This is a genomic window from Arthrobacter celericrescens, from assembly GCF_003614925.1.
Lineage (GTDB): Bacteria > Actinomycetota > Actinomycetes > Actinomycetales > Micrococcaceae > Arthrobacter > Arthrobacter celericrescens.
The window spans coordinates 50,625-74,058 of sequence record NZ_QYLP01000014.1 but is presented as its reverse complement, the minus strand read 5'-3'; the positions used below and the strand labels follow the sequence as shown (position 1 = coordinate 74,058).

Annotated in this window: 17 protein-coding genes and 1 pseudogene; 5 read left to right on the top strand and 13 right to left on the bottom strand. The window is 63.7% G+C overall.

Annotated elements, in window-relative coordinates; genetic code table 11:
• Positions 1-12 precede the first annotated feature (12 nt).
• Together D3654_RS01985 and D3654_RS01980 are read right to left on the bottom strand one after the other, a co-directional pair.
• Positions 13-1,542, bottom strand: coding sequence for an aldehyde dehydrogenase family protein (locus D3654_RS01985; RefSeq protein ID WP_120519859.1), 1,530 nt, complete (start codon positions 1,540-1,542; stop codon positions 13-15).
• 108 nt (positions 1,543-1,650) lie between these two features.
• Positions 1,651-2,391, bottom strand: a complete 741-nt coding sequence (locus tag D3654_RS01980; protein ID WP_120519858.1) for an SDR family NAD(P)-dependent oxidoreductase — start codon at positions 2,389-2,391, stop codon at positions 1,651-1,653.
• A 183-nt stretch (positions 2,392-2,574) separates the two neighbouring features.
• Here D3654_RS01980 and D3654_RS01975 point away from each other — a divergent pair, with 183 nt between their 5' ends.
• Together D3654_RS01975 and D3654_RS01970 are read left to right on the top strand one after the other, a co-directional pair.
• A complete protein-coding gene (locus D3654_RS01975; protein WP_120519857.1) occupies positions 2,575-3,324 on the top strand; it encodes an SDR family NAD(P)-dependent oxidoreductase in 750 nt (249 codons plus the stop codon).
• A 50-nt stretch (positions 3,325-3,374) separates the two neighbouring features.
• On the top strand, positions 3,375-5,201 hold the full coding sequence (locus tag D3654_RS01970; protein ID WP_120519856.1) for a flavin-containing monooxygenase: 1,827 nt from the start codon (positions 3,375-3,377) through the stop codon (positions 5,199-5,201).
• Positions 5,202-5,269: 68 nt separating this feature from the next.
• Here D3654_RS01970 and D3654_RS01965 read toward each other — a convergent pair whose 3' ends face one another.
• From D3654_RS01965 to D3654_RS01925, 9 genes are all read right to left on the bottom strand, one after another.
• On the bottom strand, positions 5,270-6,625 hold the full coding sequence (locus D3654_RS01965; RefSeq protein ID WP_120519855.1) for an aldehyde dehydrogenase family protein: 1,356 nt from the start codon (positions 6,623-6,625) through the stop codon (positions 5,270-5,272).
• Between the two features lie 99 nt (positions 6,626-6,724).
• A complete protein-coding gene (gene iolD / locus D3654_RS01960; RefSeq protein WP_120519854.1) occupies positions 6,725-8,674 on the bottom strand; it encodes a 3D-(3,5/4)-trihydroxycyclohexane-1,2-dione acylhydrolase (decyclizing) in 1,950 nt (649 codons plus the stop codon).
• A gap of 186 nt (positions 8,675-8,860) precedes the next feature.
• Complete coding sequence (locus D3654_RS01955; protein WP_120519853.1) at positions 8,861-9,994, bottom strand: Gfo/Idh/MocA family protein; 1,134 nt, start codon at positions 9,992-9,994, stop codon at positions 8,861-8,863.
• 83 nt (positions 9,995-10,077) lie between these two features.
• A complete protein-coding gene (locus D3654_RS01950; protein WP_120519852.1) occupies positions 10,078-11,838 on the bottom strand; it encodes a hydantoinase B/oxoprolinase family protein in 1,761 nt (586 codons plus the stop codon).
• A 2-nt stretch (positions 11,839-11,840) separates the two neighbouring features.
• Entirely contained in the window at positions 11,841-13,931 is a 2,091-nt protein-coding gene (locus D3654_RS01945) for a hydantoinase/oxoprolinase family protein (RefSeq protein WP_120519851.1), read from the bottom strand.
• Between the two features lie 34 nt (positions 13,932-13,965).
• Positions 13,966-14,865 (bottom strand): fumarylacetoacetate hydrolase family protein, encoded by a 900-nt coding sequence (locus D3654_RS01940; protein WP_120519850.1) that lies wholly within the window; start codon positions 14,863-14,865, stop codon positions 13,966-13,968.
• Positions 14,862-16,142 (bottom strand): aspartate aminotransferase family protein, encoded by a 1,281-nt coding sequence (locus D3654_RS01935; RefSeq protein ID WP_120519900.1) that lies wholly within the window; start codon positions 16,140-16,142, stop codon positions 14,862-14,864. The genes D3654_RS01940 and D3654_RS01935 overlap by 4 nt, the downstream gene beginning before the upstream one ends.
• 30 nt (positions 16,143-16,172) lie before the next feature.
• Positions 16,173-17,120 carry a C-terminal binding protein gene (locus tag D3654_RS01930; RefSeq protein ID WP_120519849.1) on the bottom strand — a complete coding sequence of 316 codons (948 nt, stop codon included), beginning with the start codon at positions 17,118-17,120 and terminating at the stop codon, positions 16,173-16,175.
• 238 nt (positions 17,121-17,358) lie between these two features.
• Positions 17,359-19,080 carry a sigma-54-dependent Fis family transcriptional regulator gene (locus D3654_RS01925; protein WP_245413031.1) on the bottom strand — a complete coding sequence of 574 codons (1,722 nt, stop codon included), beginning with the start codon at positions 19,078-19,080 and terminating at the stop codon, positions 17,359-17,361.
• Between the two features lie 499 nt (positions 19,081-19,579).
• Between D3654_RS01925 and D3654_RS01915 the strand changes: the two genes are divergently transcribed.
• The gene (locus D3654_RS01915; RefSeq protein WP_120519846.1) at positions 19,580-20,227 is read left to right on the top strand and encodes a TetR/AcrR family transcriptional regulator; all 648 of its coding nucleotides are present in this window, start codon (positions 19,580-19,582) and stop codon (positions 20,225-20,227) included.
• A gap of 24 nt (positions 20,228-20,251) precedes the next feature.
• Here the strand turns inward: D3654_RS01915 and D3654_RS01910 are convergent, their stop codons facing one another.
• Entirely contained in the window at positions 20,252-21,715 is a 1,464-nt protein-coding gene (locus D3654_RS01910; RefSeq protein ID WP_120519845.1) for an APC family permease, read from the bottom strand.
• A gap of 135 nt (positions 21,716-21,850) precedes the next feature.
• Here D3654_RS01910 and D3654_RS01905 point away from each other — a divergent pair.
• Positions 21,851-22,192: pseudogene (locus D3654_RS01905) on the top strand (type 2 periplasmic-binding domain-containing protein); the annotation flags it as partial.
• A gap of 191 nt (positions 22,193-22,383) precedes the next feature.
• On the top strand, positions 22,384-22,764 hold the full coding sequence (locus D3654_RS01900) for a hypothetical protein (RefSeq protein ID WP_162943590.1): 381 nt from the start codon (positions 22,384-22,386) through the stop codon (positions 22,762-22,764).
• A gap of 123 nt (positions 22,765-22,887) precedes the next feature.
• Here the strand turns inward: D3654_RS01900 and D3654_RS20990 are convergent, their stop codons facing one another.
• Positions 22,888-23,280: an ankyrin repeat domain-containing protein gene (locus D3654_RS20990; protein WP_425359382.1), complete on the bottom strand. Its 393-nt coding sequence runs from the start codon at positions 23,278-23,280 to the stop codon at positions 22,888-22,890.
• Positions 23,281-23,434: the final 154 nt, after the last annotated feature.

The window sequence follows — 23,434 nt, the reverse complement described above, 5'->3', positions numbered from 1 at the left end:
CTCGAGGGCATGCTAGTACCGCAACAGGTGTTCCAGCTCGGCCGGAAGCTTCCGTGCCTGTTGCCGTCCGAACAGCTGGAAGTACCACTTCCCCAGCGTTTGCTTGCCTGTTGTGCCGCTGGCTTTCCATCCACCGAATGTCTGGGGACCAGGCCACCATCCTGTGGTTGCATGGCCTGGGACATTCACATCCACGCAGCCGGCCTCGACACCCTCAAGGAACTCCCGCGCCTCTTCGACGTCGCCGGTATAGATTCCGGCGGTCAGGCCCATATCAGTGTCGTTCGCCGCTGTGAGTGCCGCTTCAAACGTCGGTACTTCGCTGATCGTAAGGAACGGCAGGAAATGTTCCGTCGTTGCAAGCTCGTGGGTTGCGGGCACACCGGAAATAACCGCAGCCGGGACGAAGTAACCGCTCTCCTGGGTCTTCCCGGTTTCAATCTGGAAGCCTGCCGTCCTCGCCGCGGAAATCAGAGACGTGTAACGCTCCACTGCATCGGCCGAGATGACGGGACCCGCGAAGACCCCGGCGTCTGTAGGGTCACCGGACCTCAAGACCTTCACTCGCTCCTCGACGAGTTCAACCAGCCGGTCGTGGGCCCCTGGTGTGACCAGTACCCGTGAGAGCGCGCTGCATTTCTGTCCACCGAGGTCGAAGGCTGAGAACACGATCCCTTCAGCAGCCTGCTCGAGATCGGCTGTGTCCGTCACGATGACCGGGTTCTTTCCGCCCATCTCGGCTATCACGGGGCGGGGGTACGGGCCCGTAGCAAAATCTCGGACGATGGACTTGCCGACGGCGACCGAACCGGTGAAGGCCACCCCGTCGATCTTGGACGCGACGAGGGCACGGCCGGGCTCGTCGGCGCCGTGGATCACGTTGACCAGTCCCACCGGGAGCCCCATTGCCTCGCAGAGTTCATAAACCGCGTGACCGGACCAAGGTCCATCATGGGCAGTCTTCACAACCACGCCGTTGCCGGCAATCAGGGCAGCAATTGTCGGGCCCGCTGCCTGGACGATCGGGTAATTGAAAGGCGTGATGACGCCGAACACACCATACGGCCGAAGAACGGAATCGTTGGCCAGTCCAGCCGGGTCCTCTGTCCGTTCATCGTCGAACGCGCCCGGAGCCGAAGCGTAGTCGGTGTAATGACGGACAATTTCGAGCACCTCGGCGCTCTCTGCCAAGGCACCGGCGTATGGCTTCCCGATCTCAAGTGCAACGCGGACAGCCCATTGGTCGAGGTGCTCCTGGATAAACGGAATTGCACGGCGCACGCGTTCGATGCGCTCAATGAGGGGAACGCGCGACCATTCGCGCTGGGCTTCCCGGCTCGCCGCCACGGCCTGCTCGACCAGAGCTGCCGGCGCATCGTGGCATGCGCTGATGATCAGGTTCGGGTTGCTGGGATCCTCCCGCTGGATGGCCGGCCCGTCGAAGTACGTTCGGCCTGCGATGACATGGGGAACGGTTGTGTGGGGTGACCGCCGTTGCTCTGTCACCCGAGCCGCGAAAGCTTGCTGCGCGTCAATGGCCATCGCCAAGAAACTCCTTTGTAGATCAAATTTCCGCCAAGTCCGGCGGTGGGTTCTGTCGAGATTACGCACCGCCCCCGCTCGCGACTGTCCCAGGCTGGGACATCTGCCTCAGATGGCCGTGTAGCCGGCGTCCACCAAGACAGCGGACCCGGTCATCTTGCGGGAGTCATCAGAGACGAGGAAGACCGCGACGTCGGCCACCTCCTCCGGGACGATCAGGCCAAGGGGCTGGTAGGCGCGCTGCGCCTGCTCGTCATTGAGGAAGTCGTCGTCAAAGAAACTTGCAACCATCGGGGTGCGCACACCTCCCGGACAGAGACAATTCGCCCTGATGTTGTCCTTGGCGTATTCCACGGCGACGGACTTTGTGATCATCAAGACGGCACCTTTCGACGCCGAGTACGCCGCAATACCCGGTTCAGCAACCATGGAGTTCACCGACCCCCAGTTGACGATCGAGCCGCCGCCGGCCCGCTGCAAAGCAGGAATGACGTACTTGCAGCCGTAGAACACGCCCTTCAAATTGATGTCAACGATCCGATCCAGCAGGTCCTCCGTCGTCTCCAGTACAGACGCGGCGCGAAGGAAGCCGGCGCAGTTGAGCATCGCGTGGACCGCCCCGAACCGCTTCTCCGCTGCATCTACGAGCCGCTCGACATCTGCGGGCTTGCTGACATCGCAGCGCTGGATCGCAATGCGAACGTTTTCCTTCGCCAGCTCTTCCAGGCCGGCGGCGTCGATATCCGCCGCCATGACGTTAGCCCCGTGTTTCACAAGCGCCCGCACGGTTGCCAGTCCTTGGCCTGATGCCGCCCCAGTGACGATTGCCGTCTTTCCTTCGAGCCTCATACCCGGACCCTTGCCTTTCGACTACGCGCAACCCAGTGCCACACGTTGTCCGCCCATGTTGGCCCGCAGCAAGGGACCAAAAATGTACCTTTCTGGCACAAATCCGGCGGGATGCGCTCAGTAGCCTCTTCCACAGCGTGAGACGCATTTCAGCAGCAACCCAGGATCACTAAGGAGAGAATCATGGGCCGTGTGCAGGGCAAGGTAACGATCATCACCGGCGGTGCAAGGGGACAAGGCGAGTCCCACGCCCGGCTTTTCGCTCAGGAGGGCGCGTCTGTTCTTGTCACCGACATGCTCGATGAAAGGGGCGAAGCCGTAGCCCGGGATCTGCGGGACTCCGGTTTTGACGTGCACTACATGCACCTGAATGTCGCTTCAGAGCAGGAGTGGGAGTCAGTGATCTCAACAGCCGAAGAGCGCTGGGGCCGCGTCGACATCCTCATCAACAACGCCGGGATCGTCGGGACGATGAAGTCCGTCGCGGAGGAAGGCCTGGACGGCTGGTCGAAGACGACAGCGATCAATCAACAGGGTGTTTTCCTCGGTCTTAAGCACGGCGCACCCGCTATCGAGCGAAGCGGAGGGGGTGCGATCGTCAACACGTGCTCGATCAATGGAACCGTCGGGAACCCTGGCGGGTTCTCGTACCAGGCATCGAAGGGCGCAGTGAAAATGATGACGCGAGCGGCCGCAATGGAGTATGCGCACCGCGGAGTCAGGGTCAATTCAGTCTCTCCCGGACTCGTGATGACGCCCATGGCGCTCGAGGAAGGCGAAGAATCCAACCGCGAGTTCAGCGATGCGACACCCATGAAGCGTGCCGCCCAGCCCATCGAAGTGAGCTATGGCGTCCTGTACCTGGCCAGCGACGAAGCCAGCTACGTCACCGGCGCAGACCTCCTTATCGACGGCGGCTATACCGCCCAATAGAGCAGGTGCTGCGAGGCGGTCAATGCTCCCCACCCGAAGGAAACACTTCAATGACTGACACAAAGGAACCACTTCAGATGACTGATGTAGCCGTACCAACTGCAGCGAATGCGCTCGCTTCGGTCAAGACGCCCGAGGAAATCGTGCATGAATGGGCCGTCGCGCTCCAATCCGCAATAGGGTCGCGAAACACGATCGGCGTAGCGGAGCTGTTCCAACGGGACGGGATCGCGCGCGACCTTCTGGCCTTGGCCTGGGAATTCCGCAACGCGGTTGGACGCGAGGAGATCGCAGGGCTCCTGACCGGGCCAGGCTCAACGCCGCCGGTTTCGCTTGAAGTACGCACCGGCAGCCCGGCCACCTTCGCCGCGGACGGGCGCCATCCATCACTTACGTCTTTCCTCCAGTTTCGGACTGGAACAGGAGGAGGCCTCGGCCATGTAAGGCTCGTGCGGGAGGAAGACGGCGCTTGGCGTGCGGCAAATTTCGTCCTCGCACTCGACTCGATCGACACGCATCCGGAGCGGCACCTCGATGCCCGTCCCGCCGGAAAGACCCACGGCCCGGTTCAGGACCGGCTGAGCTGGAATGAAGGACTCGACCGGGACTTCGAGTCACACGATCCGGCAGTCCTCATTTTGGGCGCCGGCCACAATGGGCTCATGCTGGCAGCGCGCCTGAGGGCACTTGGCGTCCCGGCCTTGGTCGTGGAGCAGAACGAGCGGGTGGGTGACAACTGGCGCAAGCGCTACAGCTCGCTTGCGTTGCACACCCCACTCGCATCCGACCACTTGCCCTACCTCCCGTTTCCATCCACCTGGCCGCGGTTCACACCGAAAGACAAGCTTGGCGATTTTCTGGAGAGCTACGCAACGCTCTTGGATCTTCCGGTCTGGGCTGGAACCAGCGTGGAGGCCACGGAGTTCGATGCCGCTGCGGGACGTTGGAATGTGGATGTCAGGCGGGCCGATGGATCTCCTCGCAGGGTGAGTCCGAGGCATCTCGTGTTCGCGACCGGGATGAATGCCGCGCCGAATCTTCCGTGCCTTCCCGGGCAGGACAAATTCCGGGGAACGGTGATTCACGCGGTCGACTACAAGGGCCACTCCAAGTGGCGGGGAAGGCGGGCGGTGGTTGTGGGGTCGGGAGTGAGCGGCCATGACATCGCGCAGGATCTCGCGGAGCATGGCGTCGATGTCACCATGATTCAGCGTTCGGGAACATTCGTCATGAACACCTCGACGTTCCATGCGGTCATGCACGCAAACCACGTCGGTGGCGCATACAGCACCGAGGAGGCGGATCTGGTCAATGCCGCCACGCCGTTCGGGGCACTCCCCGCACACGGTCCGAAGCATGTGGAACTGGTCAAGGCGATGGACCGGGAACTCCTGGACGGCCTTACCGCAGCGGGCTTCGAGCTGAGCGACGGACCGAACGGGCAGGGAGTCCTCGGACTGATCTTTGGTCAGAACGCGACCGGTTACTACTACAACGCCGGGGCGTCCGAATTGATCATCGACGGCACCATCAAGCTCCGTCACGGTAGCGTCGAGAGCCTCACCCCCGCCGGGGTCGTGCTCGACGGCGGCCAGCCCATCGCGGCTGATCTCGTGGTGTTCGCAACTGGCTACCACGGCGCCCCGACGGTGGTGCGGGAGGTCCTCGGTGACGACATCGCCGATCGGGTGGGTGAATTCGCGATGGTTGGTGAGGACCGCGAGTACGGGCGGCTCTGGCGTCGCACCGGCGTCGACCAGCTGTGGTTCATGGTTTCGCTCGGGATCGGCGACGGCAGGTTCTACTCGAAGCTGCTCGCGCTTCAGCTTGCGGCAATGGAAGCCGGCACCATGCCGCTTGCAGACCCGAACAGCTGAGCGGATCACTTCACACAGTGAAAGGGAGGCCGGATCACTCTGATCCGGCCTCCCTCGTATGAAGCGGCCTATTTCGCGAAACGGAACAGCTTCTTGTTGGCGAACTCCAGCATGCCGACCTTGCCCAGTTCCCGCCCGTAACCCGACTTCTTGACGCCACCAAACGGAACGTCGGCGCCGCTGAGGTCGTAGGCGCCGATGAAGACCATGCCGACGTCGAGCTGGTTGCCGACGCGCTCGGCGCGCTCAAGATCGTCGCAGATCACCACGGAACCAAGGCCGTACGGCGAAGAGTTCGCGAGCTTGATCGCTTCCTCGTCGCTGCTTACCTTGTAAAGCTGCGCCACCGGGCCGAAGAGTTCCTCGCTGTAGACATCCATCGAGGGGGTGATGTTGGTGATCACCGTCGGAGTGAAGACATTGCCCTGGGGCTGGTTGTTGCCCACCAGGATTTCGGCACCCTGCTCGAGGGCGCCCTGCACCTGTGCGGCCAGGAACTTCGTGGCCGACTCCGAAGAGAGCGGGCCGAAGTCACCGTTCTCGTAGGACTGGCCGGCAATCGCAGCCTTGAACTTCTCCGAGAATTCGTCGAAGTACTTGTCCAGCACCACGATCCTCTTGGAGCCGTTGCAGGACTGCCCGGTGTTGCCCATGCGGCCCATCACGGCCTTCTTCACTGCGAGGTCAACATCGTCGGTGTCGAGCACCAGGAACACGTCGGCACCGCCGAGTTCCAGCACGCACTTCTTCAGCGCGCGTCCGGCCTGCTCAGCCACGATGGCACCAACCTGCTCCGAACCTGTCAGCGAAACACCCTGAACCCGGTCATCGGCAATGATGTCGGAGATTTGCTTGTGGGTGGCGAAAAGGTTGACGTAGGCCCCCTCGGGGAAACCTGCATCGCGGAAGAGCTCCTCCAGCGCAAGCGCCGACTCCGGGCACTGGCTGGCGTGGCGGACAATGACGGTATTGCCCAGGATGATGTTCGGGATCGCGAAGCGGGCCACCTGGTAGTAGGGGTAGTTCCAGGGCATGATGCCGAGGATCACTCCAACGCCCTGGTACCGGAAGAAGCTCCTTAGGCCGTCGGCGACGTCGAGTTCCTCATCGGCAAGCCATTCCTCGGCGTTCTCTGCAAACGCTGCCGCGATCGAACCGGAGAATTCGGCCTCCCCCACAGCCTGGTGGAGCGGCTTGCCCATCTCCCGGTTGATGATGGCTGCGAGCTTGTCCTTGCGTTCAACAAACAAGTCAGCCAGGCGTTGGGCTAGCGCAGCCCGCTCTGCGACCGTGGTGGTGCGCGCCCATTCCTGGTAGGTCTTCTGCGCTGCGCTGAGGCCTGCTTCGACCTCTGCATCTGTGGCCGCTGGGTACTCGGCATGAGTCGCGCCCGTGGCCGGGTCAATAACGGCGAATGCGCCCATTGTGCGGTGCTCCTTTTGTCTTTGGTTCGGTTGTCCTGGGGTCCGGTGACCTGATAACAAGGCGGGCGGGACCGTCCTTCGACGATCCCGCCCTGCTGCTCAACCTGCTTCGGGAGCGTTGGTCGCCGCGTAGTAACGCTGACGGGCACGGCCCTGGAGGTGCTTCGCAGTCCCTTCCTGGCTACCGGGCCGCTGGGAGGTCATCGGAACTCCGACGTCCCAGAAGGAACCGTTCCCGGAAAGGTAGCGCCACGGCTCGACGCGGGCCACGATGACGGCCGGTCCTTCGACCTCGCGTGCTTCGGTGAGTGCGGCGGAGAACTCCTCGATCGTCGTCGTGGACCACGCGGCGCAACCCATGCTGGCCGCGTTGGCGGCGATGTCGAAGTCAAGGACTGCCCCGTCCAGGCGGCCGGACGTGGTGCCGCGTTCGCGGTACTGGGTGCCGAACTCGCGTCCGGGACCACCCTTGGAGACCTGGAGCGGCCAGATGCACTGGTGTCCGCGGTTGTCGATCACGATGGTGATGATCTTCTTGCGTTCCTGGACCGCGGTGACGAGTTCGGTCGGCTGCATGAAGTACGTGCCATCGCCGATCAGCACGAATACATCGCCGGGGGCGTCAGGGCGGGCCAGGCGGTAGCCGAGACCGGCAGGGATTTCGTGGCCCATGCAGGAGTTGGCGTACTCGAAGTGGATCTCGGCGCCGTTGGACGGGTCCCAGGCCTTGTGAATGCCTTCCACCACACCACCGGAACCCAGAATCAGCGCGTCCTCGCTGGTGGCCTGCTTGTTGAGCACCTCGATGACCTGCGCCTGGCTCATCTTCTCGCCGGGGAAGGCCTGGAGGTCGTGTTTGCGGACTTCGCGAGTGGCCTTCTGCGCATCCGCAATGTCGCTGCGGTAGCTTTCGGGGGTACCGTAGCCCGCTGCGCCAAGCCACTCCCGCAGCCCGGACAGGGACAGCCTGGCATCGCCCACCACGGGGAACGAACCCATCTTGTGTGCATCGAACGAGCTCACGTTGAGGTGGACGAACTTCACGTCCGGGTTCTGGAACAGCGAGTGGGAGGCCGTGATGAAGTCCTGGAGGCGGGAACCCACGGTGATGACACAATCGGCGCCGTCGGCGATCTCGTTGGCACCAACCGTTCCGGTGACGCCCAGGGCGCCAACGTTGAGTTCGCTGATCGGGCCGCTCCCCTTGCCGGCAAAGGTCTCGGAGACAGGGATGCCGAACTCCGCGCTGAAGCGTGCCAGTTCCTCCTGGGCCTTCGAGTAGCGGACGCCGCCGCCTGAGATCAGCAGGGGACGCTGTGCGTTGCGGATGATCTCGGCAGCATCGCGGATCTCGTCCTCCACCGCCGGGCGACGGCGGATGTGCCAGACGCGCGGCGTGAAGAAGGACTCCGGGAAGTCGAATTCCGCACCTTGGATGTCCTGCGGCAAGCAGACCACCACGGCACCGGTTTCCACCGGATCGGTGAGGACGCGCATGGCCTCCGGAAGGGTGGACAGCAGCTGTGCCGGGTGGGTGATCCGGTCGAAGTACCGGCTCACCGGGCGGAAGCAGTCGTTCGCCGAGACATCCCGTTCAACCGGGTGCTCAACCTGCTGCAGTACGGGATCACCGAAACGGTTGTTGATGATGTCCGCGGGGAACAGGAGCACCGGCAGGCGGTTGGTGGTGGCCGTGGCAGCACCGGAAATCATGTTGGTGGATCCGGGGCCGGCGGAGGCTGTGCAGGCAAGGGTGGCGGCGCGGTTGGAGGCCTTCGCGAAGCCGATCGCGGCATGCACCATCGACTGTTCGTTCTTGCCCTGATAGTGGGGGAAGTCCACACCGTACTCGTCAATTCCCTGGGCGAGGCCAACGGAGTTTCCGTGCCCGAAAATGCCGTACATGCCGGCAACCAGGCGCCTCTTCTCACCGTCCAGTTCGCTGTACTGGACCTGAAGGTACTCAACGATCGCTTGCGCGACAGTGCGGCGGCGGACGTTCTTGATGCCGACGTCGGTGCCGATATCAGCAGCAGCTGTGCTAGTCATGCGTTCTCCTAAATTCGTAGGTGCGTCGGCACTTGCAAACCGATTCGCCCGAACTTCAGGTTTTCACTGCGGGGAGGCAAAGTTGTGTCCCAGTTTGGGACGCAGGTTCCCGGCATGAACAACACAAACAGCAGCCGACGGCGGCACGTACGTACCGCCGTCGGCTGCTGTTGTGTTTGTTGGCTGTCAGTCGAACCGATAGGGCTCCTGCGGGCCGACCGAAGGCAGCGGCCGCGGCCGCTCGCACGTGCTTTCGATCTCGATGTGCCGGCCCTGCTCCGAGGATGCTTCGAAAGCGAGCAGGACTTCCAGGACGTGATAGGCAAAGTCACCGCCAGTACGGGGTTCACGTCCCTTGCGGATGGCGTAGCCGAACTCGGCCAGGCCGATGCCACGGTAGGCGTCGTCACGGTGTGTGATCGGCGTTTCACGCCAGTCGCCCCCGCCGGGAGGGGTCATGTCCAGCGCGAGGTCGCCGGGCTCACCGCGGCGGAGCACCGGCGCCCCGGAGAAGTGGTCCGGGTTCGGCGCGGCCAGGGAGCCGCCCGTGCCGTAGATCTCAAGGTGGGGCAGGTTGTGGTTCCAGATGTCCCAGCTGACGATCACGGTGGCGGCGGCTCCGGACTCGAAGTCGATGGTGCCGGTGACGTGCGTCGGGGTCTTGATCTGGATGATTTCGCCCTCTTTGCCGGGACGGGGACGGGTCTCCGATGAACGCGGCGCAGTTGCGGATACGCGCTTGACCGGGCCGAAGAAGTTCACGAGGTTGGTGATGAGGTAGGGCCCGATGTCGAGCATCGGCCCGGCGCCCGGGCTGTAGAAGGGATCGACATTCGGGTGCCAGTGCTCGTAGCCGCGGCAGGCAAACGACGCGAAGGCAGCCACAGGCCGGCCAATCCAGCCGTCGTCGATGAGCTTGCGGCTGGTCTGCATGCCCGAGCCCAGGAAGGTGGTGGGCGCCGAGCCTACCTTGACGCCGGCGTCGCGGGCTGCGTCAAGGATCTGTTTGGCCTCCTCGAGGGAGGTAGCGAAGGGCTTCTCGGAGAGGACGTGTTTGCCGGCCGCGATGGCCTGAAGCGTCACCGGTGCGTGGAGCTTCGGCGGCGTAAGGTTGAGGACCAGTTCCACCTCGTCGTCCGCCAGCAGCTCCTCGGGTGAGAGCGCCTTGGGAACCGAATATTCTGCTGCCCGGGCTTTGACGGCTTCCGCGTTCACGTCCGCGAGCGCCACGACGTCGACGTCGGGATGGACGCCGATCTTGTCCAGGTATTGGTTGAGAACGTTTCCGACGCCGATGATGCCGACTCGAATGGGTTCCATGTGAATCTCCGTAGTTAGTTGTTGAAACCTCCCGGGGCGAGGAATATACCCCGCCCCGGAATCAGTTGCGAGCGCTGGTGCTATTAGCTGGCGAGGCGCTCTTGGCGTGCCTTGGCCGTGGCCTCTTCGTCCACTTTGCCGTCAGCGATGACGACGCCGTAGTCCGCGGCCGCCGCTTCCAGGGACACCCGGGACTCGCGGTAGTCGTCGAGGACGGCCAGGACGTCACGTTCCAGCGGGTTGCCGTATCCGCCACCACCGGGGGTGATGGATACGACCTTTTCGCCGGACTGCAGGTCGTAGCGGCCCACTACCGGAATCTCACGGCGTTCGCCCGTGGCCAGGTCCTCCACCCAGGTTGACGGCACGGCGCCGTCGTGTCCGCCACGGACGCCCTTGGGCGGGTTCAGCTTGCCCTCGATGCCGTAGGTGAGGGTCACGCTTTCCCCACGAGGTTCCATGGTGACGCGGGTAGCGAGTCCGCCGCGCTGCCGGCCTGCTCCGCCGGTGTCGGCCACCAGGGTGCGCTCGTGGATCAGGATCGGGTAGCGCTGCTCGTCGACCTCCACGCTGTCGTGGTACAGCAGCGCTCCGCAGACAGGGCGCTGGTAGGTCGGCCAGCCGTCCACGTAGGGAGTCGCCGGGCCACCGACGCCGCCCACCAGGATCTGGTTCACGTAGGGGTTGCCGTTGCGCTCGTCGATGCCCGAGATGACGGACTTGGCAGGTGCCTGCCCGGCAGCCCCCTCAGCGGTGCCGTAACCGTCGTCGATCTGGGAGAACGCGGCCTGAACGATGTTCACCACGCGGTCGGCGAGGTTGGTGGTGCCGGACGAGCACGAGTACGGGTGCTTCGGGACGCCGACGGCGCAGCCGTCCCGCAACAGCACCTCAACACGGCGGAACGTGCCCGCGTTGCTCGGCAGGTTCTCCGGGATCCCCGAGAGGATGCCTGCCAGTGCGGCACCTGTAGCGGTAGCCTTCGTGAGGTTCAGGCCGTTGGGGAGGTTGTCCGGGTTGTCGCGAAGGTCGATGACAATCTTGCCTTGCTTCGGCTTCACCTCGAGGGTTGCCTGCAGGTGCACACCGTCCGGGCCGGTGCCCGGGAACGGGTCGTGGGCCGAGGTGCCGTGGAGGACGTACTCGGGCAGGGTCTCGATGGCACTTGCCGTCAAGCGCTCGGAGTAGTCGAACCAGGCGTCCACGAAGTCCACCAGGTCGTCGACGCCGAACTTTTCGGCGAGCTCGTGGATGCGGCGTTCGGCGATGCGGGAGGCGCCTACCGAGGCCAGGTAATCGCCGTACCACTGGTCCGGTACCCGGATGCGGGACCGGCACATGCGGATGATGTCGTCGATGTCCTTGTAGTCGCGCTGGACGCGGACGCACGGGAAGATCAGGGCACCTTCCTCGTAGACGTCCCGGGCCGTGGCAAAGAACGTGGTGGGAAGCGAGTTGCCGCAGTCTGCCTGGTGGGCCTTGGTGACCGCAGTGAACAGGTGCCGTCCCTGGATGAAGATGGGAACCAGGATCACATGGTCGGCTGCGTGCGAGTTACCCATGTAGGGGTCGTTGTGCAGGAAGGCATCGCCTTCCCGGATGTCGTCGTGCAGCTCCACCATGTCTTCGCCGAGCGGGCCTGCCCCGAAGACGTGCACCGGCACGCCTTCGGCAGCGGCGAGCAGTTGGTTGTCGGCGGTCAGCACGGCACAGGAGAAGTCGCGGGCCGTGTTGATGACCGACGAACGGGCCGAGCGCAGCAGGCCGCTGGTCATCTCCCGGACGATGCCGTCGAATGCGTTGGCTAGTACCGAGAGCTTTACGGGGTCGAATTCGCGCGTCACGGTTACGCCTCCTTACGGGTGAGGTAGATGTTGGATCGTTCGTCGAGGGTGGCGTTCCACTCCGGCGGCACGACAATGGTGGTGGTTGGCTGGTCGATGACTGCAGGACCGACGATCTTGTCCCGAGGTGCAAGCGTCACGCCGCGGTACCGCTGCGTGCTGAAGCTCTCTCCGCCGAAGACAATGGAGTCGGTGCGGTGGACTTCGCCGGTCCGGCTGACTCCGGCTTCCTCCTTGGCGTGCTCCGGCCGGGGGATTTCCACGCGGACGCCCCAGGTGATGATTTCGACGCGGCTGTCCGGATCGTGCGTGCCGTTGCGGCGGTCGTGCTCTTCATGGAAGGCACGTTCAATGATTCCTGCAGCGTCGACGGCGGTGTCGGGGGCCGCGTCAAGGTAGACGCGCAGGTCCCATGCCTGGCCCGGGTAGCGGGCATCGACGAAGTAGGTGACGTTGGGCGCCTCGCCCACGCCGTTGAAACGCTCGGCGAAGACGTTCGCCTTGGACGTGAGGTCCCCCACCGCGCGGGTGGCCGAACCGGCGTCGAAACTGCGGGTGTCGTTGTGCAGCGGCGAGAGGAATTCCGTTGCGATCGGTGCACGGTGGGCGCCGTAGGCGGCCAAAACACCTGCGGTTGCCGGAATGAGCACGGTGTCGGCCTCAAGAAGGACACCGATCGCGGCGGCAACCATGGCTCCGGCGCCGCCGCCGGCCACAATCAAGGCGCCGCGGGGGTCCACACCCTGTTCGAGTGCGGCCTGGCGGATGGCCGTGGCCATGTGGTTGGCGGAGACGTCCAGGATGGCTTGCGCAGCCTGCAGGGTGTCCATCTTGAGGGGTCCGGCGATTCGGGTGTCGATGGCCCGGACCGCGGCCTCACGGTCGAGGGTGAACCCGCCCTCGAAGCCTTCGGTGTCGAGGTAGCCGAGCGCCACGCAGGCGTCGGTGACCGTGGGTTCTTCACCACCGCGGCCGTAGGCAGCGGGACCGGGAGTGCTGCGGGCACTCTGCGGACCCACACGAAGCAAGCCGCCGCCGTCGATCCATGCAATGCTGCCGCCACCGGCACCGATGCTGGAGACGGCAACCGAAGACAGGCCGGTCAGGTGGCCGACGAACGGCTCACCGAGCCAGGCTTCCCTGGTGTGGCGGACAACGCCTTCTTCCACGAGGGAAACATCGAAGGTGGTGCCACCCATGTCGCACACCACTACGGTGTCGCGGTCCGGGGCGGCCGCCGCACCCACGAGCGGCGCCATGGAGGGGCCGGAGTTCAACAGCAGCACCGGACGGTCCAGGACGTCCGCGACGTCGAGCACGGCACCTTCGGAGGTGACCACCAGCAGGTCGCCGGCGAACCCGAACTCCTGGAGATCCGCGCGCAGCTTACCCAGGTGGTCGGCCATCAGCGGCTTCAGCGAGGCGTCGATGGAAGCGGCGGAAGAACGGCGGTACTCGCGGATGGTGGGGTTCGCCTCATTGGAGAGCGTGTACGGAACACCAGGCAAGATTTCCTTGATGAGTTCCGCGATACGCCGCTCGTGGACGTCGTTGATGATCGACCAGAGGAAGGAGACGGCCACGGCCTCGATGCCCTGCTCCTTGAAGGAGCCCAGGATTTCGCGGACCTGCTCTTCGTCCAGCGGCACCAGCACGTCACCTTCAGCGGACATGCGCTCGTTGATCTCGAACGTCAGCTGGCGGGGAATGTAGGGCGGCGGGTAGGCAGCCTTGGAGTCGAAGGCGTCCCGGCGGCCACCTTCGCGGAGCAGCAGGGTGTCGGCAAAACCGTCCGTGGTCAGCAGTGCGGTCTTGGCGACTTTGCCGGTGAGCACTGCATTGGTGGCGTGGGTGGTGCCGTAGACGATCACGTCCGCGTTGCGCAGGACCTCATCGCCGTCCCATCCGACGGACTCGGCGGCCCGGCGGACGGAGGCTTCAAAGCCGGTGAAGACGCGGTCATAGGTGGTCAGTGCCTTACCGACTGCCATGTCACCCGTGGTTGAGTCGAGCACCACGTCCGTGAACGTGCCACCCGTGTCGACGGCGATGCGGTACCTCGCCTCGCTTGGTTTTGTTTGAACTTCGCTCATGGTTCTTTGCTACTTTCGTAGAGCTTGCAGGGGTTTAGAGTTGGGGCTTGCCGACGCGGTTGCGAAGGAGCCCGACCTTCTCGATGTCGATTTCCACCGTGTCGCCTGGCTCCAGCCAGACGGGCGGGTTCCGCTTCGCACCGATGCCTTGCGGTGTCCCCGTCGCGATGACGTCACCGGGCTCGAGCGTGAGGAAGCTCGACAGGTAGGAGACGATGCGCGCGATGGAGAAGATCTGGTGCCGCGTGTTGGAGCGCTGCACTTCAACGCCGTTCACCCGCGTGACCAGCTCAAGTGTTTGCGGGTCCCCGATTTCGTCGAGGGTTACCAGGGCCGGTCCCCAGGGAGTTGAACCATCCACTGCTTTGCCGGCCAGCCACTGGGTTCCGCGGTACTGGAGATCGCGGGCCGTCACATCGTTCAGCGGGGCAAGGGCAGCGACGTACTGGAGTGCTTCGGCCTCCGAAACCTCGCTTGCGCGGCGCCCGATGACTACTGCTACCTCACCTTCGAAGTCGAGGTTTTCGCTGACGCGGGCGCCGCCGATCTCGTCCTCGGGGCCGATCATGGTGGAGGCGAACTTGGCAAAGACGTCCGGGTATTCGGGGAAAGCCCGCCCGGTCTCAGCCACGTGGTCCTTGTAGTTGAGTCCGATGCAGAGCACCTTCGAGGGGTCCGTGACCGGCGTCGTGAGGCGAACCCCGGACAGCGCGCCGACCCGGGCCACCGGGTCCTGTGCGGCGAGCGCGGTCACCTCGGCAGAGACCGCCGCGATCCGTCCACCGTAGAGTTCAAGGAACTCACGAACGGAGGCCGTTGCGCCGTGGACTGCTTCGTTCGAGCCCTGCAGAAGGAGTTCGAGGTCGTAGACCGAATCTTCAATCAGGACGCCGCCCCGGACGCCGGATTCGTGTTCGTAGGAGATGAGCTTCACAGTTCCTGGCTCCCGTCTTTTGCTTCGGCGTTTCCGGCCACCGCAAGCACGGCGTCGGCGAGGCGCTCCGCGATGTCCGCGGCGACGTTTTCGTCCATGGGCGTGGAGAGGGAGAGCAGGTTGGCCGGCGAACCCAGCAAGCCGCGCTCGTAGCTCGCCCACCACAGGCGGTGCTGGATCTCCTCGCCGACCTTTTCCGCACCGGCAGGAACTGCCCGGAGCAGCGAGCCACGGCCACGGATTTCCCAGCCGGCTTCGGCGATTTTGGACCGCACAGCCTCACGGGTGGTATCTCCCAGTCGGTTCAGGCGCTGCACTTCCTCGTTCGGGTAGAGGCGCAGTGCGGCTGCACCGGCGGCCATGCTGACCGGGTTTCCGGAGAACGTGCCACCGTGGGGCAGGCTGCCCGGGCGGGTCGGGTCTACCTCTGCCATGAGTTCCGCCCTGCCGGCCACTGCCCCCACTGCGAATCCGCCGCCAATGAGTTTGCCAGTGGTGAGCAGATCAGGCGAGACCCCGTATTCTCCGCTGAGGCCGCTGTAACCGAGCCGCAAACTGATGACCTCGTCGATGATCAGGACAATGCCAAAGCGGGTCGCAAGTTCGCGGGCCTCCCGCACGAAATCCTCGTTGATGCTCAGCAGGCCGGCCCGGTTGGGCAAGAGGTCGAGAATGATGGCCGCGTAAGCGTCCGGTGCGGCTTCAACTGCCTGGCGCAGGAACTGGATGTCATTGAGCGGCACTGCGGTGACGTCGTCGATGACGCCTTGCGTGACACCCCGTGTGTAGCTCGGACCACCCGGCACCAGCGCGACCTCGGAGGTGCCGTGGTAACCGCCCTTGGTGACAACCACCCGCTCCCGGCCGGTGCTGGCCCGCGCGATTCGGATCGCCGACATGACGGCCTCGGTGCCGGAGTTCGTAAAGCGCACCTGGTCGAGGTCCGGCAGGCGCGAGAGCAGCAGATCTGCCAGTTCCCATTCGTAGAGGTTGGGGATACCCCAACTGGCTCCGCTCGACAGGGCTTTCGTGGCTGCTTCCGTGATCTCGGGGTGGGCGTTGCCGTGGATCAGCGAGGTGAAGTTGTTGTTTGCATCGATCAGTTCGCGGCCACGGTCATCCCAGACCCGGTAGCCTTCGCCCCGGATCGCATAGGGGCTCGGTGCACCGGTGAAGTAAGTCGACCGTCCGTAGCCACCCGGCAACAGCGGGAAACCCCGGGGTCCCCTGCGCAGATGCGGGTCCTCCGCGATTCCGCGCTGTGCAGCGTGTTCCACGTGTGTGTTCGTTCCCAATTCGTCCTTCTTTCAGTTCACAAGATCGATCAGCGGCTGCCCGGTGAGTGCGAGCCGTACCCGCTCCACCGCGCCGTCCTGAAGGGCGCCCGTCGAGCGGTTCGAACGCCAGGCGATATGGGGCGTGAGGATGGCGTTGGGAGCGGAACGGAGCGGGTGTTCCGGACCGAGGGGCTCCTGGGCGAAAGTATCGATCCCCGCACCCGCAATGTGCCCGGAGGTCAACGCGGCCGCGAGGGCGGCCTCATCGATGAGGCCTCCACGCGAGACGTTGACGACGACGGCACCCTTGCGCATCTTCGCCAGGACGTCTCCGGAGACAAGGTTTGCAGTGTCGTCGTTGAGCGGCAGATGCAGCGAGACGACGTCGGAGTTCTCCAGCACGTCGGCGAGGCCGGTCATCTCCACGAAGCTGTCCGTGACGAAGGGGTCATAGGCCCGTACACGTGCGCCAACGGCCTGGTACATCCGCGCCACGTGCTGGCCGATGCGTCCCATCCCAAGCACCCCGACCTCAAGCTCGGACAACACCGGAGTGTCATAGCCGATGGTTCCGGCCCAACCGAGGTCGCGGATGGAGGCGTCACCAGCAGGCAGGCGACGGGCCAGCGCCAGGCCCATGGCGAATGCATGCGAGGCGACCTCTTCCGATGCAGTACCAGGGACGATGGATACGGGAATGCCGGCTTCCGTGGCCGCGGCAACATCGATGTTGTCGTAGCCGATGCCGTACCGGATCACGGCCCGGCACTTGCCCATCACCGGGAAATCCGCGGCAGTGAGTTTGGCGTAAGGCGTGATCATCACAATGTCGGCTTCAGGAAGCCCTGCGCGGAAGCCGTCGGCGTCTGCCGCGGGATTGAGTTTGTAGCCGAACTCTTCCGCGAGCGCGTGCTCGCGGTCCAGGTTCGGAAAATGGTGAGGGGCCACAAGAATGGTTCCCTGGGCATCGCGGGTCATAGTTTCTCGTCCTCTTCGTGTCGTACCCTCGTTCGCTGCCGAGCACCCCTTCGGGGGGTGCCGGTTCCGGGTGATTTCAAGTACAGCGCGATAACAACTGGCCTATCCGTGCCAGATCGAGACACCGCTGGGACACCTGCGGCCGCGGGACTGGAACACCCAAGGCAGCCGAAAGTGCCAGCCATCCAGAGATGGCCGGCACTTTCTTTTGCCGACGCTTGGGACCGGACGCCTTGGACTAGAGGTCGAATCCCCGGCTGCGGAAATAGTCCATCCGGCGGTAGAGCGTCGAGCGGCCAATCTGGAGCGTCTCTGCCGCGAGGCTGCGGTTGCCATTCGCTTCGGTAAGCGCGGTGCGGAGTTCGCTGAGCTCGGCGTCTTCGAGCCGTGAGAGCCGACCCTTGGTCAAGACACGATGGAAGCCTTGCGGCAGGTCGTCCACGGTGACTTCGGCACCTTCCGCACGCTCAACCGCGTTGGACACCACTGCCCGCAGCTGGTCAATGTTCCTTGGCCAGTCGGCGTGTGTCAGTGTGGTGATGAGCCTCCGGGACAACCTTCGTTCCCCCAGTTCCTCGGCGATGGCGTTTGCGAGTTGTGGGATATCTTCCCGCCTGTTCCGCAGCGGGGCCACGGCGATCTCAAGGACATCAAAGGCCTCGGAGAGCAGCAACGTGGCATCCGTGGGCCGCGCAATGGTGAAGATCAGCTTGGTGGCCGTGTTGCCGCGCAGACTTTGGGCAATCTCGCTGGCTTCGTTCTGCGAGAGTTCATCCGCGTGTTCAACGATCAGCGTCGACGGCAGTTCCGTGGTCACGCGGTGAAGCAGATCCCTGAGCTGCGGATTCCTGAGCGCGCCGCTCCGCGCATCGACCGCTATTTGACCGCCCCTCAGCGAGGCGATGGCGCTGGCCAGGCGGCGTTTTCCGCTGCCCAGCTCACCTATCATCACCACTGACCGTTCCTGGTCCACGGCCTTCCGGGCGAGATTCAGGGTGCGTTTGAACTCGGTGCTCGTTCCGTCGAGCTGGGACATCAAGCGGTCGGCGGTCCCCTGGATGGAGCCTTCCAGTTGCTGCGGGGCGCTCTTGGTTTCGACGGAGAGTTCTTTGGATGGCGAGTGCGGCCGGACCACAACAATCGCCCCGACATTGGCGGCTGAGAGGGTCACCGGGGAGACTTCCAGGGTGGCCAGTCCGGGCCCTTGCAGCATTACTTCGCAGTTCATGTCCTGGCCGGAGGACATCACGGCTTTGGCATAGCCCGAGATGATCGAGAAGTCGCTGTCCTCCAACGAGGCGGTTGCCGACGCGTTCAGGAGGGAGTTCTTTCCGTCAAGTGCGATGACGGCGCGGTTGCCCCTTCGCCGGGAAATCCTCAGGTATTCGCTGAGCAGAGCACGCTCCCTGGACGAAGTCCGTACCTCGATGTCGCGCTCGATTCGTGAGGCTACGCCTTCGAGCATCAGCAGTGTTGAAGACGGTTCAAGAGTGGACACCCGGTTGGCGGGAAGCGTCAGGCCAATCACAGCCCGCACTCTGTTGTGGAAGGGGTCGCGTACCAGCGACGCAAAGCACCAGTTGCCGCGCATATCCTCCCGGAAGTGTTCCTCCGGGGCCAGCCAGACCCCTCGCCCTTCTTCCAGCGCGAGCCCTTCACCGTTGCTGCCGCAGCTCTCCTCCAGCAGTGAGTATCCGGCGGGGAAGCCGTCATCACGAAGGAAGTCCGCCTTCACGAGCACTCCGTTGGGTGCCGTCAGGCTTACGTATCCGCCCAAGTCCGACGCAACTTCATCCAGTTTCTGCAAGTGCGGACCGGCGGCGTGGATCGTGTATTCATCTACCCGGCCCTCGTCGAAGAATCCTCGATCGGCAACGGCGTCGACTCCAGCGGCCCGGCTTCGGTACCAGGAGCGGGCAACGATCGGCCGGATCCCCGTCAGGTCAGCGTGGGGTTGCATCAGGAACAGCTCACGAACGCGATCGGTTGCGCGCGGTGTCTCATGCGTCCAAGGTGACAGTACTTCAGCCGCGGCCATTTTGTTCGCCTTCTTCGTTCCTGCGAGCGCGGAATACGAGGGGCCTCCTGGCGCGGGCTGCCTTGCGGCGGGACCGGAACACGGACTGGGCGCTCCAATTTTCGTTCGAGGCCGCATCGTCCTCGAGCGCCCTGGCACGAACATATGCAGCCACCATGCCTGAAAGGCCGCTACCAAAGATGACGTCGTTCCGGCTGGCCCCCACGCCCGGATTTTCGGTGACCATTTTCTGCTCTTCCCGCTCAGACCGCTCATTGGGCTCCAAGGGAGGTGCCCTTTCTGCCACATCCAGTTTAGCTAACTAATGGTCGTTAGGGAAGAGATTGCATGGGAAATCTGGCCCTCTCGAGCAGCGCCCCCTGGCCGTCTTTCCGGGGCCCTCGGCAGCGGCCAACCCGCCGGCTGTTACGATGACGGAATTATGAGCGTTACGTCATACGAGGCAGCCCTTGACGCCTTTGTCCATCGCCTTGAGGAGTGGAACTGGGCAGGGCAGAAAGCCGCTCGCCAGCACATCCTCGAAGCTTTCCTCGAGTTGGCTATAGCCAACGGCTTCAACTCTGTGTCGATGCGAACCATTGCGAACGCAGTCAACATCAAGCCGCCCAGCCTCTACTCGCACTTTCCTGCGGGGCGGGATGAGATCGTGGCCGAGTCGCTGCGCTGGCACTTTCATCGTTTCGGCGTCGCCCTGATCGAGGCGGTGAGCCCGGCCGCCTCGGCCGATGAGTTCTGGGACTCCATGGTCAGGCTTCATTTCACCCGCCAGGTGCGGCTTCCCGAAAGCAATCTCTGGGACTTGTTGGTAGCCACAGACAGAATGGCCGGCATCCTCCCCGCTGACTTGCGCGCCCAGGTGGATGACTGGGTTGATCTCCACGAAAACATGTACGTGGCAGCAGCGCACGACATGGGCTATCCGAAACCCCGGGAGCACGTCAAAGTTGTCATGACACTGCTGGAGGGAGCCACCCGGTGGGCATCCCCGGAGTCCGACGACGCCGAGCTCAAGGAGCTGGCGGACCGTGCGGTCCTGCTCTCGCGAACCGTCCTCGGCGTTGAGTTCTGAGCGAGAAAGTTCCGGCGCGGCGGGTCAGCCGATTTTCTGCCGGCCCAGCCGGGCGTAGATTTCGGGGCGCTTTGAGCGGAGGAAGAATGCGTACCCGATGCCGCCAAAGAACAGCGCGAAGGTGAAGGTCATGAAAATGACCGTCATGACTGCTGAGCCCCCGATGAGGTCCGGGTAGTTGGTGATCGCCAGGTAGGTGATGGCGGCCAGGAAGAGCACGCTGATGATCGGCGCCACGATGGTCTTCCAGACCGACTCCGGCGCGAAACCGCGGCGGCGGATGAAGTAGACGAGCACCGCAAAGCTGGTGATGAACATCAGGAGCAGCACGGCGAACGTGCCGCTACCGGAAGCGATGGGATACAGGGCGTCGGGAGCAACCCCCAAGACCGTGAAGATCACCGTGGCCACGGCCCAGACGAGACCCACTGCCAGCGCCGAAACGTACGGAGACTTGTGGCGGGGATGCACCCGTCCGAGGATTGGTGGCAATGCATGGTCGGCGGCGAGCGAGAAGCTGTACCGTGCGGCGATGTTCTGGATGGACAGCATGCATGCCAGGACGGATGTAATGAGCAGGATCATGGCAACATCCGCGAAGATCTTGCCTGCCAAGGCAGCAACGGCGTCGTTGAACAGATTGACAGTATTGCTTTCCGCCGCGGCCTGTACGCTGTCCGGCCCCAGGAACGCGATGAATGCCCATGCAGCAACCGCGTAGAAGAGGCCAATGCCAATGACCGCCAGGTACGTCGCCCGCGAGATCGTCTTGTCCGGGTTCTTGACCTCGTCCCGGTAGATCACCGTCGCTTCGAAGCCAAAGAAGTTCCCGACGGCGAACAACAGTGCGAGGCCGATGCTCGCATCGGTGAGGGAGGGAAGGGCGAACCCCACTCCTTGCACGGCATCAAGTCCGTTTGCAGAGAATGACGCCACGTCGAAGACGACGATGATGGCCACTTCAAGAAGCATGACGGCCGTGAGCAACTTCGCGGAGAGGTCGATGCGGTTGTACGCAAGGACTGTGGTGACGGCGATGATGCCGAGTGCGTACCAGTACCAGGGAACATCCGGGCCGTTGAGGGTGTTCACGACGAATCCCTGGAGGGTCACGCCGAAGAACGAAGGGGCGAAGAATCCGATGAGGATGTAGCCGAAGAGGGCCAAGAAGGCGCCTCCGAGGCCCGCAGGCTTGCCCAAGCCCGCAGTGACAAAGGAGTAGAAGCCTCCCGCGCCCCGGACGCTGCGGCTCATCTTCACGAAGCCGACGGAGAAGATCAACAACATCAAGGTGACCAGGACGTAGATGGCCGGAGCCGTCTGGCCGCTGAACATCAGCAGTACCGGCAGCGTGCCGGCGACAGTGGCCAGCGGCGACGAGAACGCGAGCACGTTCATCACGAGCTCCCCGACTCCCATGTTGCCGCTGAGCCGATTCTCCTGGGAAGGCAGCGCTACCTTCGGCGCGTCAATGGTGGTGTTGTTCATGTAGTCCTCGTCACTAAATCCTGAGTGCTGAATCACAGTAACGAGCGGACACCCTGCTGGCGCTGTGCCAGATCGAGACAGCGTTAGCCTCAGGCTGCACACGCTCGAAGAGCGATTCGTCCATCGGCGAGGTCAAAGCCGGCTGAGTTTCAGTACTACGACGACGACTCCGCCTCCTCGCTCGCCATCCAGTCCGGCCGCGCGGACCTGACCTTCGGTCCGAACGCGGGCACCGCGTACAAGGCAGCGAAGGACGGCAAGACCAAGCAGGTGGGCACCGTCAACGGCGGCTGGCCGCTGAAGGCCGACATCGCCTTCACCACCAAGAAGGGCAACGGGCTGGCGGTGGCTGCGCAGGCGGCCCTGAACACGCTTATCAAGAACGGCACGTACGGGAAGATCCTGGACCGCTGGGGCCTGTCGTCGGAGGCCATCGCCAAGTCCGAGCTGAATCCGGCTGGGTTGCCTAAGAAGTAGGTCTTCTTTGGTCGCTTTGGCGACCGTGCGGCGTGCGGCGGCCCTGGCGGCGCGGGATTTTCCCGTGGTGCTGGGACCGCTTTGTGGTTCAGGAGGTTAACTGGACTGCGCGGCTAATTGTGGACGGGACCGCGAATTCTCAAAGCATGGGGTCCTTGTGGACCCGCATTCTCCGTGCGAGGGTCTTGATCATGGCATTCGATGTATTTTTCCAAGGCTTCGTCGCTGGCCATGAATTACCGGGCGGCGGCGATAGGATGCGCGATGTCCTTCAGCCCTTTATCGTCCGCGAGGAGGCTGATCACGGATCCGCTTTGTTCAAATACGGCGACGGGTCGGCCGACGTGTACCTGGGGGATGACGGCATGATGGCAAACCACATCACCGGTGAAGATCCTTGGGGCCTCCTCGTGGAAGGTGCACGCGCGGCTGGATGGGTCATCATGCCGATAGGTTGCCGAACCTGCATCACTGATGAGTCCCAGCGCGTCGAACTGCCGGAGGGCTTCGACGCTGACGCCGTCGTAGTGACTTCTGGTCGGGATCTCCTTAGCGTTGTTGAATCCTCTTGACCGAATCTTGCCGAATGCGCCATGGCACGGAGTTCTCGCAGCTAGTTCCACGCCCGTGGTTAGAGGAGATCATTGCCGCTAATGCATGCCGTCCCGGGTAGAGCGCCGGCTTTCGGTCGCGGCTTAGGTGGACCCAAGCAGAAGATTCACGTCAGTGAGTTCCTCAGATGTGAACACATCGGTGCTTTCGGAGAGCAGATCTACAGGTGTGCGACCTGCGTCGTCTTGAGCCCTGCAATTGGCGCCGCCTTGGCAGAGAGCTTCAATAGCCGAGACATTCCCGCGGACGATCGCTTCGTGCAGTGGGGTGGCCCCTCCGTCACCGGCCGCGTTCACATCTGAACCGGCGGCGAGGAGAGCCTCGACCGCCGCGCGACCAGCCCCGACGGCGTAGTGCAAGGCAGTGCGTCCGGTGTTGTCGCGCCTGGCTACGTCAGCGCCAGCCGACAGGAGAAGGTGTGTGAGAACTAGCCTGGAAGCGTCATAGAACGGCTCAAGTTCGTTGACCGACTCCATCAAGGGGGTCACATCGGTAACTGTGTCGGATCCGTAATTATCAACAGGAGCACCAGCGTCTAGGAGTTCGCGGCCAAGGGCGACGTTATCGCTCCATACGGCGAACCCCAACGTGCGTGGGGTGCTCGGCTTCGAGGGCATGTTCTAAGCATCC